Consider the following 16,299-nt stretch of genomic DNA (forward strand, 5'->3'; position numbering starts at 1 on the left):
GCTTACGTCTTCCGCATCCTGCCTTGCGAGAAGGGGATCGGGGATTTGGCTAGATTCGGCGCTATCGACCAGATTGGCATATTGGTGGAAAATCTGGATGCCAGTATCGACAGCTGGATCAGTCATTCAGGCGTGGGTCCCTGGACGGTATTCCGCAATGTCGCCCTGGACGGTGAATATCGCGGCCAGCCGACGCGGGTGACGATGCATGTCGGATTATCCTATCAGGACGGCGTGCAGATCGAACTGATCGAGGCGACGAATGATGCCCCGTCGCCCTATCGTTCCGATGATGGCGAGCGATTGCTAGGGCTTCACCATATCGCCCGCATAGTTGATGATCTGGATGCCGCAGTCGGCGCGGCGGTGGAAGGCGGCATGGAATTGCTGTTCTCCGCCCGTAATCCCGCGACGCGCGTCGCCTATCTGCGCGCTCCGGGTCAGCCCGGACAGTTGTTCGAATTCATCTGCGGCGCGGACATGCGCGGCATGTGCGATGCGGGGATTGCCGCTGCTCGTAACTGGGACGGAGCCGATCCCGTCACTGTGATTGACTTCGCCGCCGCCTGACGGCGACTTTCCATGATTGAAAGCAAAAGAGCTATGCGCTGCCCCTGACATACAGGGACAGCGCCGCTTGGACTTACTCCGCCGCCATGGAGGTCATGCCTTGGTGGTTTGGTCTCGGGTCTTCGCTGATCGCGGTGGTCCATGCCCACTCACCTGACTTGGGCGGGTTGGTGATGCCGAACTCCTCGCGAATGTCCTGCACCTGCCAATCGAGATAGTCGCGATAGGGGATGAGGAAGAGCGGATGCTTCCAGTTCCGGCCCTGCGCTGCGCCGATGTCCTCCGCTTCAAGTTCCACCTTGACGGCCTCTGGATAGAAGAGGCCGCTTTTCATCATCGTCTTGGCACGCAGATAAGAGCTGACGCGGTTGAAGAAGGACGCGAGTTCGGGCACGAAATATTGATAGAGTGCCCGCATATTGGCTGCGATCAGGGCAACCTCGCCGGCATGATTGGTCTCAAAGCCCGTGATCATATGTTCAATGTCATGGGTATGGGTCCGCTCCTTCATGTAGAAGTCGAAGTCGGTTTTGATCTCCATACCCTGGAAGAAATGATCCATATTATAGCCGCTGTTAACGACAAAGTCGTAGATCACGGCGCGGAGGGTTCCGGGTTCCGCGCCTGCGAGTTCCTCGGTCTTGAACAGTGAGACCTTCTTTCCATCCAGCCATGATTTGAACTCGGGTAGCCGTGCTTTTTCTTCCTCGAACAGCTGGAAGATGCGGGGCCAGTCCTCCAGTTCCATCAGTATTTTCACGACGTCGGGAATATAGGCTGTATTGGGTAATTCTGCGCCGTTCCGCCGCAGCATTTCCTGTGCGATCAGAGCCCGTAATTGCGGATGGTTGAGATAGGGCGAGGAACTGATCAGGACCGAGCTTTCGGTCGTGAAACCCGGCCCCGACCCGTTATAATATGCAAAATCCGCGCTGCTCACGCGCGCTGAAATGTCGTTTTCCATCATCTCTCTCCTCTACATTCTGTCTTCAGAAACTTACCCCAAGCTCGACACCATAGGTCCGCCCGCGCTCGTAGCTGGTTATGAGTTGCAGGACGGGCGACCCGAATGGATTATATTGCTGATTGAACAGGTTCTGGCCGAACAAAGAGAGCGACGCTTTCGCTCCGCCCAAGGGCATGTCCACCCAGCCGATCCGTCCATCGACCAGCCAATATGCCTTGGTGTAGGCGTAGCGATTCAGGTCGGCGCTATTGCCTGCAAGGTCGAAGAAGGGTGTCGAGACGAGTGGCGCGCGGCTGCGATAACGCCCGTCCACCCGAGCCGAGATATGGCCGCCCATGTTCATGTCCGGGCTGTCATACTGGACGGAGGCGCGGCCCTGCCATTTGGAAGCGAAAGTGGTGCGTGCAATATCGGCAACTTCGACCCCGTTCAGGATGAAGCTCTTATAATCAAGGTCAGTGTAGCTCAAATTGCCGCTGAGCGTTACCCCCCGTACCGGAACCAGGTCCGCCTCAAGCTCGAAGCCCTTGATGCTCGCCTTGCCCGCATTGTCGAAGAACTGGCGGCCGTTGATGAAGTTCTGGGTCTGAAGGTCCTTATAGTCGCTGTAGAACAGGGCGATGTTGGTCCGCAGCCTGTTGCCCCAGCTTTGCGTCTTCAGGCCAAGCTCATAGGCGGTCAGCGTTTCCGGCTTATAGGGGATGCCGCTCAAGATGCCGCCGGTCACATAGCCAGTGGAGACCTTGCCATAGGCGGTTACATTATTGTTCGGCCTCCATGTCAGGATGGCCGCCCAGGTCGCCTTCTTGTAATCGACCTTATAGTCACCGACGCCCAGCTGCCCGCCTTGGCCGCCTGATACGGCGAAGATCCGGTTTTCGCGCTTGTCGATGGTGTAACGCAGGCCGCCGGTCAGATCGAGCGTGTCGGTCAGATGGTAGGTGAGCTGGCCATAGGCTGCGTAGCTGTCATTGATGGCGCGGGTGCGGGTCAGGCCGCTGCCGAATATGCTGTCGAGCGATGGGTTGAAGTCCGCCGCATCAATGACTCCGTCGCCATTGATGTCGGCGGCAACTGGCCCGACCGGTAGGTTGGGAATGACGCCCACGGTCGATGTATTTAGGACAACGCCGTTCGCGACGGGCTGAAAAATACCCAATATGTCTGTCGCCGGGGTATTTTCATGGAAGTAAAAGAGGCCCGCAGTCAGGTCGAATGCTTCAGATGTGACTTGGACCTGAAATTCCTGGGTGAATTGTTTCTGGCTGGTCGATCGGGATGTCAGCAGGGAAAAGAAGGAATCATTTGGATTAGGAGCATTGTCAGGGTCGACCACAAACGGGATATTGCCAGCCAGCAGCGCCTGCAGTTGTTCGGTCGTGAACCGCAGCCCTCCGGTGGCGCCAAGGTCGTAGATGTTCGGGTCCTGTCGGAACTTGCGAAAGGCAGTGATGCTCTTGAGCGTGATCTCATCGCTCACGGGATAGGTGAAAGTGAGGCTATGCCCTTGCGTCACCACATGTTCCGCGCTCGTGGCATTGGCGACGGAGGTCAGCCGGTCGGTCGAGATATTGGTGATCCCGCCGAACAGCGGTTGGAAAGCGATGATCGGCGCCAGCAATTGGCCTGATGCATCCGGGATGACGCCGAAGCTTTGTATCGCGCGGCCGGTGGAACGGGCATCGGTATAGTCGAAGCGATAGTCGGCAGTGAGGTCGCCCAAATCCAGTCTTGCCGCGACGCCTATACCATCGACATTGCGTTCGCCCAGCCGGTCGGCAATGCGTTGCACGCCGAAGGACGGATCGCGCTGGCGCAGGTCTATCGTGCGGCCCCCCAGCCGGTTGCGATAATCGCCCTCAATCTCGTCGTGCAGATAGGACAGCTTGACCGACAAAGGGCCGAAGGCGGGCAGGTCGACGGAGACTTTCGTGCGAAACGCATCATAATTGCCATAGGAAATGGTCCCGCGAACCCCGAACTCACCCGATGGAGCTGCCGTCACAAGGCTGATTGCGCCGCTGGTGGCGTTGCGACCGAACAGGGTTCCCTGTGGGCCGCGTAGCACTTCGACGCGTTGGATGTCGGACAGATCGAAGATCGATCCTACCGTTCGCCCGATATAGACGCCGTCCAGATAGATGCCGACCTTTGGATCCACGGCATTGTTAGAGGTGCCGGATGCCACGCCACGTATAATGATGGTGGGATTGGATTGCAGGCCCTGCGTGTTGATCTGAAGGCTGGGCGCCAGTCCGGCCAGGTTGCGGACATTGGTGACGCGCAGCTGGTCGAGCTGCTCCGCGCCGATCGCGGTCACGGCCACGGGCACCTTTTGCAGGCTCTCCTCGCGCCTTTGCGCCGTCACGATGATGTCGGCCAGCTGCCCTTGAACCGTGGCCTGCCCGGCCGGGTCGGCAGTCTGCGCCAGGGCCGCTGTCGTGGCGGACGATGATATGCCCGCTAACGCAACGGCAATGAATGAACGCATGGCAATCCCCTTCCTTTCGTCGGGCGATGCCATCCCTCGATACGGCCGCACTCCCAGTTAAGAGCCCGGACCTTCGACCGCGGCCAAATGCGCCTATGCGCATCCGGCAACGGACGCTTGGCGGTGTGCCGCCATTATCTTCTTCCTGATGCAGCCTGGTCGCCGGCACATGGCCGCGAGCCCTTTCTGCATCCTCTCCTGATAGCGTCAGCCAACGATCAGCTCTTCGGCCGCGCTATCTTGTTTGCATGCAGCGTGTCTTGAAATGATCCCTTCGTCAAGCACCATCAGCGATCAACGTGGTATGAGCGGAGTGACTGGCGACGCCACCGCCAGGATGGCGTGCCATTCGCCCGGCAGAGCGGACGTGCGGCGGTCCACCTGCGCGATTTCACGCAATTCCGCCCTGAACCGTTCGATCCGTTCAGCAACGCGCGCGATGCCGACGGGCGAGAGTTTGACGGTTTCGACTCCGAAGATCGTATCGGGATCGCCATAATCCAGATTGAAGAACAGATGCTTCATATGCTGCTCGAAATGTCGCCGCATTGGTTCGCGTTGCCATACGTGCGCGGGGTCTAGCCGTGCGCGGAGCCGTCCTCCGGGCAGCCGGTCGATGAGGGCCAGCCTTTCCAGCCTTTCGACATGCTGTGCGATATGTTCGGGCGGAATGCCGAACCCCTCCTCGGCCTCCGACACCGGCCATCCCGTGACAATGATGAAGAAGACAGTCGATAGTTCAGGGCTGGCGGTCAGCGCTTTTTCCTGGGCGAGCGTGAGCTTGTCGGATGACCGGTCGCGGACAGCCGCCTCCTCGGCGATTTCGGTAAGGGTGGTATCGGCGAGAGCGCACAGTTGCGACAAAGTGCGCAGGCCAAGGCCCCGGCCGTGCAGCCATCTCTTCACCGTTGCGGTGCCCACACCCAGCTTTTGCGAAACATCTGCCTGGGTGAGTCCCGCCGCTCTCAATCGGCGGCGCAACGCCGCGAGCAGGAGTTCATGTTCCATGCCGAAGGGGTCGCTGGAGGGATGAGGGGGGCTCATCAGATGATCCCTTTCGCTGCTCGGAGGATGATGTCTTCCAGCCATGGCGCTAGATTGTGGACCGCGATGTTTGATCGCGGACGTTTCCGTGGTCGATATCCATCCCTCGACTCTTCGGCTGCACGATATTCGTGCAGCCGAAGCTTGTTACCTTTCCTAGTCATGACCTCTCCAGCTTTTGTCTTTCGCAGAAGGGTAAGGGGCACGATGCAGCTTACAAGACGGAAGTGAGCGCATCGCCCGCTCTGGAGCATTTTCCTGTCGCAATCGGCCATGCTTGAGCATAGCTTTGACGAAGATGCTTGAGGCCCTCCTGCCATGTTGGTCAGGCGGTGATCAATTCTGGCAGGAGAGGTGGACTTATGACCCAGTTTTTCGACGATCTTCAGGCGCGGCTGGATAAGGAAGATGTGTCGGACTGGGTCTTCGTCAGTCAGGAGATGATCGACCAGTTCGCGGGAGCGACGAAGGATCACCAATATATCCATGTCGATCCGGAGCGCGCGAAGCAGTCTCCTTTCGGCGGGACGATTGCTCACGGGTTCCTGACGCTTTCCCTTCTGCCCTATCTGTGTGCGGATGCGCGCGGCGACATCGTCCCGGATGGCGCGACCGAAATCAACTATGGCAGCAACAAGCTCCGTTTCCTGTCGCCGGTCCGGTCGGGCAAACATGTGCGTGGCAGGTTCAAGTCGCTGGAGGTTGTCGAAAAGCGGCCAGGCCAAATACAGCTTACCACAGAAGCCACTGTGGAGATCGAGGGTGAGGACAAGCCTGCGCTGATCTGCGAATGGATTACCCAGTTCAAGCTTTGAACCAAAGCCCCGCCAATCCGTTTGTGCCTGACCAGACACAAATCGGAAACAAAAATGGCAGCGACCAAGGGAGGGAAACCCCGCATCAAGCCCTTCAAGGGGCCTGCGGGAGGTTGGGGTTCGGTGCGGTCGCTGGCCGAGATTCTGCCTCGCGAACATTTCCCCGCGGAGGGGATGCGGGAACTGGCGCGGCAGAACAAGCCCGATGGTTTCATGTGCGTCAGTTGCGCCTGGTCGAAACCGGCGAGCCCGCATCCTGCCGAATTTTGCGAAGAGGGCGCAAAGGCGACCGCGTGGGAACTGACGAAGCTTCGCACGACGCCTGAATTTTTCCTGGAGCATGACGTTACAAGCCTGCGCGGTTGGCGGGACTATGATCTGGAACAGCATGGACGGCTGACGCACCCGCTGCGCTATGATGCAGCTGCGGACAAATATGTGGCCTGTTCATGGGAAGAGGCTTTCGACGCCATCGCTGCGAAGTTGCGGCTGATGGATCCCAAGTCGGTGGTGTTTTACTCCTCCGGGCGCACGAGCCTGGAGGCCTCGTACATGTATGGGCTGATGGCACGCATGTACGGCAACCAGAACCTGCCTGACAGTTCGAACATGTGTCATGAATCGACCTCGGTCGGTTTGAAGGCGGCGATTGGGGAAGCGGTTGGCACGACCCAGCAGAAGGATTTCGATGATTGCGACGCAATCTTGTTCTTCGGCCAGAATGTCGGGTCCAATTCACCTCGCATGCTCCACGACCTGCGCCGCGCGCGGAAGCGCGGTGTCGAGATCATCACATTCAATCCCCTGCGCGAACGTGGTCTTGAGCGGTTCACCGATCCACAAAATCCGATCGAGATGGCGACGCTCAAAGAGACAGGCATATCGACCCAATATCATCAGGTGAAAGCGGGCGGCGACATCGCGGCGATGATGGGTCTGGCCAAGTTCCTGATCGAGTGGGACGATGCCGCCAAGGCGGTCGGCGATCCTGCCGTACTGGATCAAGAATTTATCGAGCAGCATACGAAGGACTTCCACCTGTTCGCGGACAAGGTGCGCGCGACCGATTGGGATGCGATCGAACAAGAGTCCGGCCTGAGCCGTTGGAATCTGGAGGAGGCGGCGCGGGTTTATGCGCGGTCCAAGGCTGTGCTGGGCATCTACGGCATGGGCCTCACCCAGCATGTGAAGGGCGTCGAAAATGTCCGGATGCTCGTCAACCTGCTCCTGCTGCGGGGTAATATCGGTAAGCCGGGTGCTGGGCCGACGCCGGTGCGTGGTCACAGCAATGTCCAAGGGCAGCGCACCGTTGGCATTACGGAGAAGACGGAACTCGCGCCGGTCGAGAAGTTGAAGGAGCTTTATGGCTTTGATCCGCCAACCGAAAAGGGATTGGACACCGTCGAAACATGCACGGGCATAGTCGATGGGTCGGTTCGGGCCTTTGTCGGCCTTGGCGGCAATTTCCTCCGCGCAATACCCGATACGGACAAGATGGAAGCGGCCTGGCCCGATCTGGATCTTACTGTCCACATCGCGACGAAGCTCAACCGCAGCCATCTTTTCCCCGGACATGAGGCATGGTTGCTCCCCTGTCTGGGCAGGATCGAGCAGGATGTTCAGCAGAATGGCCCGCAAGCCGTGTCGATGGAGGATTCGACCAGCTGTATCCATGGCTCGCTGGGCAAGGCCGAGCCCGCCAGTCCACACCTATTGTCCGAACCGGCTATCGTCGGCGCGATCGCCAAGCGACTGCTGCCGCATAATCCGCATGTGGATTGGGACAGCTGGGTCGCGGACTACGCCCGGATCAGGGACGCGATCGAGGCGACCTATCCTGAAAAGTTCAAGGACTTCAACAAGCGGTTGTTCGAGCCGGGCGGCTTTTGGAAAGGGAATAAGGCGGCTGAGCGGATTTGGCAGACGCCCAGCGGCAAGGCGGAGTTCCTGCCGCCTTCTGGCCTGTCCGCCACCGGCTTTGAGGACAAGGGTGGGCAATATCGGTTGATGACCCTCCGTTCCAACGACCAGTTCAACACGACCATCTATGGCTATCATGACCGGTTTCGCGGGGTGAAGGGCACGCGCGACGTCCTGTTCATGAATGCTGAGGACATGATGGCGGAAGGCGTGAAGGAAGGGGATGTGATTGCCTTAGAAGCGCCGTCACCAGATGGGCGCGTGCGTCGGCGACCGGGCCTGATCGCCACGGTCTACAATATTCCGCGCGGGTGCCTTGGCGCCTATTATCCCGAATGCAATGTGCTGATCCCGATCGAGCACCATGCCGAAGAAAGCCATGTCCCCGCGGCCAAATCGGTGCCGGTGGTTATCAGAAGGGAGGGATGAGCCTGCCTTCCATGCGATTAGGTTCTGGTTGGATCATCGGGATGACCCTCCTGGCCGGTTGCAGCGCCGAGCAGCGCACGCTGGTAGCCGCGCAGCCGACATCCCCACCCACCGGACCTGATGATCCACGGATCGCAGCGATCAAGGGCAATTTCTACCAGATTTCGCAGGGTGGGCGCTATTTCACCTGGTATGGCTGCACCTCCTGCCATGGGGAGCCCAAGACGGGCTGGCCGCCGCGGCTGCCGTTCGTCACCTATTATGCGCGCATCGGGCATAAAGGATATGACCGGAAGATAGCTGCGGAACAAAGATGGCAGATCAGCGCCTATCTGAATTCGCTGACCGTCACCGACGCGGCCAAGCGGCACCGGCAAGCGGTGGATCAGAAGGGCGAGCCGACCGCCGGACAGTGGCAGGGGCCGTTATGAGGGCCTTTGCTCTCATTACCCTGTTGCTCGCGGGATGCGCCGGGCAGCAATCCGCGATGCATGTCGCAGGCGATCAGGCGGCAACGCTGATCTCCCTGTTCCGATTGATGATGTGGGTATGCGGCATTGCCTATCTGCTGGTCATTCTGTTCCTAGGATGGGGGCTGATCCGCAGACGATCGGCGGCGGATACGAGCGAGCAGCCTTATCACAAGCTGATGGCGGGATGGGTCGGGTTCATACTGCTCGGCCTCATCCTGCTGGTCGTTGCGAGCTTTCTCGCCGACCGGTCGCTGGGGCAGAGACAGCAAGTCCCGTTGCAGGTACGTGTCACCGGGCATCAATGGTGGTGGCGCATCGAATATCAGGCGGGAAATGGGCGGTGGATAGAGACCGCGAATGAACTCCACCTGCCCGCTGGCGTGCCCGTGCTGCTGGAACTGCGCGCGGCGGACGTGATCCATAGTTTTTGGGTGCCCAACCTTGCGGGCAAGATGGATATGATACCGGGCAAGATAAACAGGATGACCGTGACCGGCCGCACCAACGGCTGGTTCAGGGGGCAATGTGCCGAATTTTGCGGGACGCAGCATGCCAATATGGCGCTGGCCGTGAAGGTCGAGCAGGTCGGTGAGTTCGACCGCTGGCTCGCTGGACAGGCGCGACCTGTGTCGCCCGGGGAAGGCGTGGCTGCTGGGCGTAAGGTCTTCGAAAGCGCCAGTTGTGCGGTTTGCCATCAAGTGCGCGGCACCGAGGCGCGGGGGCGGGTCGGGCCTGATCTCACGCATGTGGCATCCCGCCGGACCATTGCAGCTGGGACTGCGCCGATGACCCATGGCAGCCTGCGCGGCTGGATCATTCAGCCGCAGGCGATCAAGCCGGGGACGTCGATGCCCCCGAGCGACCTGTCGCCGCAGGATGCCGAAGCCGTCGCCAGCTATCTGGAGACGCTGCGATGAGCCAGCGCCATGAGCAGCTTCAGGCGACATGGTCGGACCCGCCCGGCATCTGGGGCTTCCTGACCACCGTCAATCCTCGGCGGATCGCTGCCCGATATGTGCTGACGGCGATCGCGTTGCTGATCCTGTCCGGACTTCTGGCGCTCGACATGCGGGTGCAGCTCAGCCAGCCGCAGATGCACCGGATGACGGCGCAGCTTTATAATGAATCCTTTGCGCTGCACGGATCCACCATGTTGTTTCTGGTGTCCGTGCCGGTCATGGAAGCCATGGCCATGTGGCTGGTGCCTTTGATGCTGGGGCAGCGGACAATGGCTTTCCCGCGGCTCAATGCCTTCAGCTACTGGCTGTACCTGGGTGGGGTGATGATGCTGTGGGTGCCGCACACGCTGGGCGTGACGCCGGACCTGGGTTGGTTCGAATATCCGCCACTCTCGGGCCCATCCTATTCGCCCGGCCACCGCGCCGACATCTGGGCGCAGATGATCACCTTTACGGAGGTGGCGGCGCTGGCAGTGTCGGTCAATGTCGCGGTCACGATCCTGAAGATGCGGCCGCCCGGCATGACGCTGGCGAAGATGCCCGCCTTTCTCTGGGCCATGCTGGTGTCGGCGGTGATGACGATTATCGCCTTGCCGGCGGTGATGCTGGTGACGTCGATGCTCATCGCGGACCGGCTGGTATCCACCCATTTCTTCAGTCCGGCTGGCGGCGGCGACGTACTGTTGTTCCAGCACCTCTTTTGGTTCTTTGGCCATCCTGAAGTCTATATCATCTTCCTGCCGGGGGTAGGCTTCGTGTCGGCGATCGTCGAGACCTTCTCCCGCCGCCGCCTGTTCGGTCATGTGCCGGTCGTGCTGTCTATGCTGGCCATCGCGATCCTGGCATTTGGACTTTGGGTGCATCACATGTTTGCCGTCGGCCTGCCGAAGGTCGGTAACGCGCTGTACACGGCAGCGAGCATGGCGATCGCCTTGCCTGCCGGTATCCAGATATTCTGCTTCATCGCTACGATCGCACTTGGCAAGCCAAGTTACCGCACGCCATTGCTGTGGATCATCGCATTCATCCTGACCTTCGTAATCGGAGGGCTGTCCGGCATAATGACGGCGTCGGCGCCGCTCGACCTGCAGCTCACCGACACCTATTTCGTGGTCGCGCACCTTCACTATGTCCTGATCGGCGGAGCGATGTTCCCGCTATTTGGCGCTTTCACCTATTGGTATCCCAAGGCGACGGGCCGGTTGATGTCCGATGGCTGGGGCATCGTAAGTTGCGCGCTGATCGTTGGCGGCTTCAACATCGCCTTTTTTCCGATGCACATATTGGGCCTGATGGGCATGCCACGCCGCATCTATACCTATGGGCCGGAGATGGGCTGGGGTGATCTGAACCTGGTGGCGACGGGGGGAACCGTCATCGCTTCGGTGGGAGCTTCGATCTTTGTGGCGAACGCGTTGATCAGCTATTGGCGCGGGAAAAGATCAGGCGCGGACCCCTGGAGCGGGTCGACGCTGGAATGGGCAACCCGTTCGCCGCCCTCCAACTATGCCTTCGCCGACGTGCCGGTGGTGCAGAGCGCGGCGCCGATGTGGGACAATCCGCTTGGGCCCTTCCCGGTGATGCGGGGTCTTTCCAGCCGATGCCGGGAAGCGCTGGTCACGTCCTTGGTGGACGCCAATCCCCAATGTCGCCAGCCAAGTCCCGGGCCGTCCATCTGGCCGCTGGTTGCCGCGCTGGTGACATCGGCCTTGTTCGTGGGCAGCATCTACACGCCCTGGGCGCTGGTTTGGGGTGCTGTGCCGCTGGCGCTGGTGTTGACGGCCTGGTTCTGGCCCACGCGGCCACGGCGGAAGGAGGCGCAGGCATGACCGATCGGCCAGTCTATGTGCAGGGGGACCTGTCGAGCTTGCCGGAGAGCAAGGATGGTCCGGCAAGCCTTGCCTGGTGGGGCAATGCCGGTTTCATGCTGATCGAAGGAACCGCCTTTCTGCTGGCGGGCGGGTCTTATCTCTACCTGATGATGGCGGGTCCCGATTGGCCGCCGAAGGGGTTCGCGCCGCCGCAGCTGGTCTGGGGCATCGTCTTCACGATCGGGCTGTTGCTCAGTGAAATTCCGAACCGTTGGCTGATCAAGAAGGCCAGCGCGAGGGATGAGAGGGCTGTGCGCATCGGCATCATCATCATGACGCTGGCCGCGTTTCTCCTGTTCATACCGCGTGCGCTGGAGTTCACCGCGCTGGGGCTGCGCTGGGATGAGCACGCCTATGGGTCGGTGCTGTGGATGCTGATGATCCTGCACACGGTTCATCTGATCACTGACTGGGGAGACACGCTGGTACTAGCGCTCTGGCTGCACACGCATGAAGTGGGCGACCGGCAGTTTGCCGATGTGGAGGACAATGCGAATTACTGGCGGTTCGTCGAGCTCAGCTGGCTGCCGCTTTACGCCTTGATCTACTGGGCACCGAGGCTGGCATGAGCAGGAACGCGCGCTACGCCATCCTTTTCGCCGGACCTCCGCTGCTCTGGTTCGCGAGCCAGCAGGGGATCAGCTTTTTCCTGCATGCCTGGTGCCGGGCGGGCACATATTGGCCGGGCGCTGGGATTGCGCTGTTTCTACTGATCGCTGGCACCGCTTCCTGGGGGCTGGTGAGGCTGGCGCCGGGGAAATGGGGGGCGTTCTTGTGGGTGGGGATATTCTTTCTGGCGTTGATGTTCCAGGCACTGGCTCTGCTGATCCTGGAGGGGTGCCGGGCATGAGGCGCGTTCCTGACAGCCTGTGGCTTGTGGCGGTGTTGGCTGGCTTTGGCGCGGTGGGGGCGATTGGCAGCTTCGTCGTGCAACAGCGGCAGGAGATGAGCAGGCAGGAGAAGCATGCGCAGGCACTTACGGGCGGCGTTGTGGAACGGGGCGAGCGGGCGATCGTGGCGAGGCAATGTAGCGCCTGTCATGAGATACCTGGCATAGCGGCATCGCGTGGGGCGGTGGGGCCCTCCTTGGCTGGCTTTGCCGCGCGCAAAACCGTGGCGGGGATGCTGCGGAACGATCCGGACGCGCTGGTGCGGTGGATTCGCTATCCGCAATCGGTGGTGCCGGGCAACGCCATGCCGAACATGGGCATAGGGGAAAAGGAAGCGCGCGACATCGCCGCTTATCTCTATACCCTTTCGCCCAGGGAAACATAGGCTGGCCCGTCATCCTGCTGTTCGGCGAGGATGTGCCAGGCGTAGAAGAGGGCGGCGGCGAGATAGAGCGTGCCGCCGGGAATCCACATGAGGATGCCTGCAAGCTGCTGGTCGTCGAGCGGGCTCATGCCCCAAGGCTGGGTTGTCAGCCAGTGCGGGCGGTAGAGGGCGCTTTGGGCAAAGGCGAGCAACGCGCCGAGCAAGCTCATCTGCATCATGGTTGCGAACAGGGCGATGATCCGGCCGGGGAGTTCCGAACGGGCGAGAGCGTGCCAGAAGCCGGTGGCGGAAAGAAGGATGCTGAGTTGCATCAGCCAGAAGGCGGCGGAATTGGACAGCGCCAGATCATATGCTGGCGGAGCGTGCCAGAACCAGAGGACCAGCGCCTGAAGAACCGTCCAGCTGGCGAGCGATCCGCGTTTGGGGAGCATGGCTGCCGCGCGGGCGAGCAGGGGGGCGGCTATCAGGATCAGGACGAGATGATGGACTGACCGGGCGGAGAAGAGAGCCGAGCCGATCGCGCAGAATGGGGAAATGTAGAGAATTGCCCAGATGCCCGTGAAGGCGATCGCGGGTTTTCGCGAATGGGGAGGAAGGCGCAGGGAAAGGAAGAGGGTGGCGGCGATGGCCAGCAGCAATAGCGGGTCCCAGTTCCACCGGGTCCAGAACTCCGCGGGCAGGGGAGCGATGCCGCAATAGGGGGTGGGATTTTCCAACCGGGACGATCCTCTGTTTCCGTCACCAAGTCGTGAGGGGGAGGATCGTTCCCATGAAGGAGATGGTGAATTGAAAGGGTTTTGGAGATTTGGGGCCGAAAATTGACCTGAAGGTCAGGATTCAGGCAGCGCTGTTGGCTGCGTGGATGCCGAAGGCCATGCGGGCGGCGTTGAGGGTGTATTCATATTCTTCGCTGCCGGGCACGAGATCATGCCAGTTCTTGTGCGATATTGCAGCGAAACTGTCCTGCCAGATCTTGCAGGCGACCAGTTGTATTTCGGTTTCCTTGGGCGCGCGCTGCGCTTCCAGGCAGTCGCGCAAGATGGCGTGAAAAACGGCGCCCCGCAAAGGTGGGTGGGTCATGGACATCCTCTCCTGGCAACTGATTCTTTGTCCAGATTGCCGTAAGGGAAAGTTGCACAGCGGCGAAAGCGCGTCAACCATAGCCCAAAATTTCCATGCTGAACTCCAAGACTTTTAACCTGTTTAAATAAATAATGTCTGGCTTTTACTTTACGAACACTTCCGTCCCATAAGTAAGTCGTTGATCGCGAAGGCCGGTCTCCTGCCAACGACCAGCCTTCGCTTCCCATTGTCAGAAGAGGAACTTGATCCCGCCACGCAGGGTGCGCGGTTCGACGACGCGGCTCAGCCGTCCTTCGACCGGCTCCGCATCGGCGGCGGGGATGTAGGATTCGTAATAATAGGCGATGTCCTTGTCCCGGCTGCCCAGGATATTGAGCAGTTCGGCATAGACTTGCACTCGCCTCCCCTTCCAGGCGGCGCGGGCATTGACGACAGTGCTGCCGGGATCGCGCACGCTATTGTCCTCGATCAGGGGAGAGGGCCCGAGATGGCGGACGCGGATGCTTGCTTCCCATGGGTCAAGGACGATGGCCGCCCCGGCGGACGCTGCGTTCCTGAAGGCGTTGGGGATATGATCGCCGTTGGTGTAGCGGCTGTGGCTGGCGGTGTAATTGCCGTCGAAGGCAAGCCAGGGGAGTGGCCGCCAGAAGGCGACAAGCTCATAGCCATGGCGGCGGCTGGCTCCGCTGGGTTCGACCGCGTTGGAATCGCCGACGAAGCGCAACTCGCTGCCGACGTTCAGCCACCAATAGGTCGCGGTGAAGGTGAAGCCGGGAAGCTGAAGCCGGCCGCCCAGTTCCTTGCCGGTGCCGCGCACGAGCATGGGAACAGGCGTGTCCACATTGACCGCGCCGCGCGCGTCATTGGAATGGAAGCCCCGGCCCCAATTGGCATAGAGTTCGACCTGCGGGGTAATCGCCCATGCGGCCGACGCCTTGGGAGAGACGAGCGTGTCCGAGCCGCTGCCTTCACCCAATGCGGCGGCGACGGCGTCCCGGCTGCGGACATCATAATGATAATAGTCGCCTCGCACCCCGCCGGTCACGCGCAGGCCGGGAAGGGGCGTGACGGTCGCTTCGCCATAAAGCGCGGCCGAGCCTTGGTTGACGCGATAGCGGCCAAGCGAGGAGAGGAAAGCGCGCCCTGCGGTTCGGTTGACGCCGACATTGCCGATCGCGTCATAACGGTTTTCCGTGCCGAGCTTCAGTTGCAGCGCGGGGTCGACATCCCAGCGCTTTTCGCCCGTGAAACCGAGGACCCAGCGGCGGTCGAATTGCTGTATCTGCGCGCTGGTGCCGTCGGGGTCGGTGTAGGTGGGGTTGGAGAACATCGTCCAGTCGTAGAACTGGGCGTACAGATTGGCGCGCCATGTCGGCTGAATGGTGGCGAGATTGCCGATAATGCGGGTGGTTTCACCGCGCGCGGACGGATCGGGCGAACAGAAGACATCGGGGCAGAGCGGCGTGCCGACGATGCGCTCGGGAATTTGCTCGGTCGGTCGCCATGTCGCGCGATAGGCGTGAAGCGTGGCGTCGATCTTTCCGGCCCCTGTGGGGAGCGTATATTTGGCGAAGCCCGCATAATGGCGCAGATGTTCAGGCTCCTGCCATGGCCCGTCATAGGCCTTGGCCTGCGCGACCAGGGTGAGATTGCCCGCGCCCGCCTTTACCGTGCCGCCCGACGCCAGCCTGCGCCAGCCGAAGGAGCCGCCCTCCGCCGCGACCCATGGGCGGTCATAGCCGTCGATCGTGGTCATATAGGCCGCGCCCGCAAGCGCGAAGTCGCCGCCATCGGCGCGATAGGGACCTTTGCGAAAATCCTCCCGCGCGATGATTTCGGGGATGAGCCCATTGAGGTCGAGATAGCCCTGGCCGTGGCCATGGCTGCGGAAATTCATCTGAACCCCGTCGATATAGGTGGTGAAGTCCGACCCATGGTCGAGGTTGAAGCCGCGCAGGAAATATTGATTGGCCTTGCCGCTGCCCGAATGCTGGGCCGCGACCATGCCCGGCACGGCTTCGAGCAGTTCGGCGACGCGCAGCAGCGGGCGGACGAGAAGGTCAGCGCCGCCGACGCTGCCTTCACTCGCCGCATGAGCGGTGCCGATCTTGTCCTCGCCCCGGCCGAAGACGATGATGGCGCTGGCATCTTCGCCCGCATCGGCCGCTTCGGCGGCAAAAGCTGGCAGGAGGAGGAGAGTGGCGGTCAGCGCCCAGGCGGCGCGGTGGAAATGATCGGGAAGTTTCACATCATGCACTCCGGGCGTCTGGCGACATCCGGCAAGAGACCTGTCGTCAGGCGACGACCGGCGCACGCCGACGGCCGGACGCCCCCTAGGCGGCCGCCAGCGTCACCGAAGCGGCCTCTTGCCGCTCGTTCGTCGCTCAGACGGAGTTCACCGT

General features: G+C 61.0%; 15 protein-coding genes. 9 read left to right on the top strand and 6 right to left on the bottom strand.

The genetic code is table 11. The features are described 5' to 3' along the window. The first annotated feature begins 45 nt into the window (after positions 1-45). Positions 46-570: a VOC family protein gene (locus tag NCHOL11_RS14560; protein WP_255254851.1), complete on the top strand. Its 525-nt coding sequence runs from the start codon at positions 46-48 to the stop codon at positions 568-570. A 73-nt stretch (positions 571-643) separates the two neighbouring features. On the opposite strand, the gene NCHOL11_RS14565 is transcribed toward NCHOL11_RS14560, so the two are convergent. From NCHOL11_RS14565 to NCHOL11_RS14575, 3 genes are all read right to left on the bottom strand, one after another. Then, complete coding sequence (locus NCHOL11_RS14565; RefSeq protein ID WP_097093344.1) at positions 644-1,534, bottom strand: Coq4 family protein; 891 nt, start codon at positions 1,532-1,534, stop codon at positions 644-646. A 25-nt stretch (positions 1,535-1,559) separates the two neighbouring features. Then, positions 1,560-4,028 carry a TonB-dependent receptor gene (locus NCHOL11_RS14570; protein ID WP_097093345.1) on the bottom strand — a complete coding sequence of 823 codons (2,469 nt, stop codon included), beginning with the start codon at positions 4,026-4,028 and terminating at the stop codon, positions 1,560-1,562. A 294-nt stretch (positions 4,029-4,322) separates the two neighbouring features. Beyond that, the gene (locus NCHOL11_RS14575; protein ID WP_097093269.1) at positions 4,323-5,072 is read right to left on the bottom strand and encodes a helix-turn-helix domain-containing protein; all 750 of its coding nucleotides are present in this window, start codon (positions 5,070-5,072) and stop codon (positions 4,323-4,325) included. A 362-nt stretch (positions 5,073-5,434) separates the two neighbouring features. Between NCHOL11_RS14575 and NCHOL11_RS14580 the strand changes: the two genes are divergently transcribed. From NCHOL11_RS14580 to NCHOL11_RS14610, 8 genes are read left to right on the top strand one after another with little or no spacing between them, the layout of a single operon-like run. Further along, complete coding sequence (locus tag NCHOL11_RS14580) at positions 5,435-5,887, top strand: MaoC family dehydratase (protein WP_097093270.1); 453 nt, start codon at positions 5,435-5,437, stop codon at positions 5,885-5,887. A 54-nt stretch (positions 5,888-5,941) separates the two neighbouring features. Beyond that, entirely contained in the window at positions 5,942-8,236 is a 2,295-nt protein-coding gene (locus tag NCHOL11_RS14585; protein WP_097093271.1) for an FdhF/YdeP family oxidoreductase, read from the top strand. A gap of 41 nt (positions 8,237-8,277) precedes the next feature. Next, entirely contained in the window at positions 8,278-8,667 is a 390-nt protein-coding gene (locus NCHOL11_RS18095) for a hypothetical protein (RefSeq protein WP_141397878.1), read from the top strand. After that, positions 8,664-9,626 carry a cytochrome c oxidase subunit II gene (coxB, locus tag NCHOL11_RS14590; RefSeq protein ID WP_176502301.1) on the top strand — a complete coding sequence of 321 codons (963 nt, stop codon included), beginning with the start codon at positions 8,664-8,666 and terminating at the stop codon, positions 9,624-9,626. The genes NCHOL11_RS18095 and coxB overlap by 4 nt, the downstream gene beginning before the upstream one ends. Then, entirely contained in the window at positions 9,623-11,497 is a 1,875-nt protein-coding gene (locus tag NCHOL11_RS14595; protein WP_097093273.1) for a cbb3-type cytochrome c oxidase subunit I, read from the top strand. The genes coxB and NCHOL11_RS14595 overlap by 4 nt, the downstream gene beginning before the upstream one ends. Further along, the gene (locus NCHOL11_RS14600) at positions 11,494-12,108 is read left to right on the top strand and encodes a cytochrome c oxidase subunit 3 (RefSeq protein ID WP_097093274.1); all 615 of its coding nucleotides are present in this window, start codon (positions 11,494-11,496) and stop codon (positions 12,106-12,108) included. Before NCHOL11_RS14595 ends, NCHOL11_RS14600 begins: the two co-directional genes overlap by 4 nt. After that, positions 12,105-12,389: a hypothetical protein gene (locus NCHOL11_RS14605; RefSeq protein ID WP_097093275.1), complete on the top strand. Its 285-nt coding sequence runs from the start codon at positions 12,105-12,107 to the stop codon at positions 12,387-12,389. Before NCHOL11_RS14600 ends, NCHOL11_RS14605 begins: the two co-directional genes overlap by 4 nt. Then, the gene (locus tag NCHOL11_RS14610) at positions 12,386-12,814 is read left to right on the top strand and encodes a c-type cytochrome (protein ID WP_097093276.1); all 429 of its coding nucleotides are present in this window, start codon (positions 12,386-12,388) and stop codon (positions 12,812-12,814) included. The genes NCHOL11_RS14605 and NCHOL11_RS14610 overlap by 4 nt, the downstream gene beginning before the upstream one ends. Here the strand turns inward: NCHOL11_RS14610 and NCHOL11_RS14615 are convergent. The 3 genes from NCHOL11_RS14615 to NCHOL11_RS14625 form a co-directional block, all read right to left on the bottom strand. Further along, positions 12,787-13,530, bottom strand: coding sequence for a cytochrome c oxidase assembly protein (locus NCHOL11_RS14615; RefSeq protein ID WP_097093277.1), 744 nt, complete (start codon positions 13,528-13,530; stop codon positions 12,787-12,789). The two genes, NCHOL11_RS14610 and NCHOL11_RS14615, sit on opposite strands and share 28 nt — an antisense overlap. Before the next feature lie 121 nt (positions 13,531-13,651). After that, positions 13,652-13,894, bottom strand: a complete 243-nt coding sequence (locus tag NCHOL11_RS14620) for a hypothetical protein (protein ID WP_141397879.1) — start codon at positions 13,892-13,894, stop codon at positions 13,652-13,654. Between the two features lie 232 nt (positions 13,895-14,126). After that, on the bottom strand, positions 14,127-16,145 hold the full coding sequence (locus tag NCHOL11_RS14625; protein WP_441339508.1) for a TonB-dependent receptor: 2,019 nt from the start codon (positions 16,143-16,145) through the stop codon (positions 14,127-14,129). Positions 16,146-16,299: the final 154 nt, after the last annotated feature.

This window comes from Novosphingobium sp. Chol11 (assembly GCF_900218065.1).
Lineage (GTDB): Bacteria > Pseudomonadota > Alphaproteobacteria > Sphingomonadales > Sphingomonadaceae > Sphingobium > Sphingobium agri.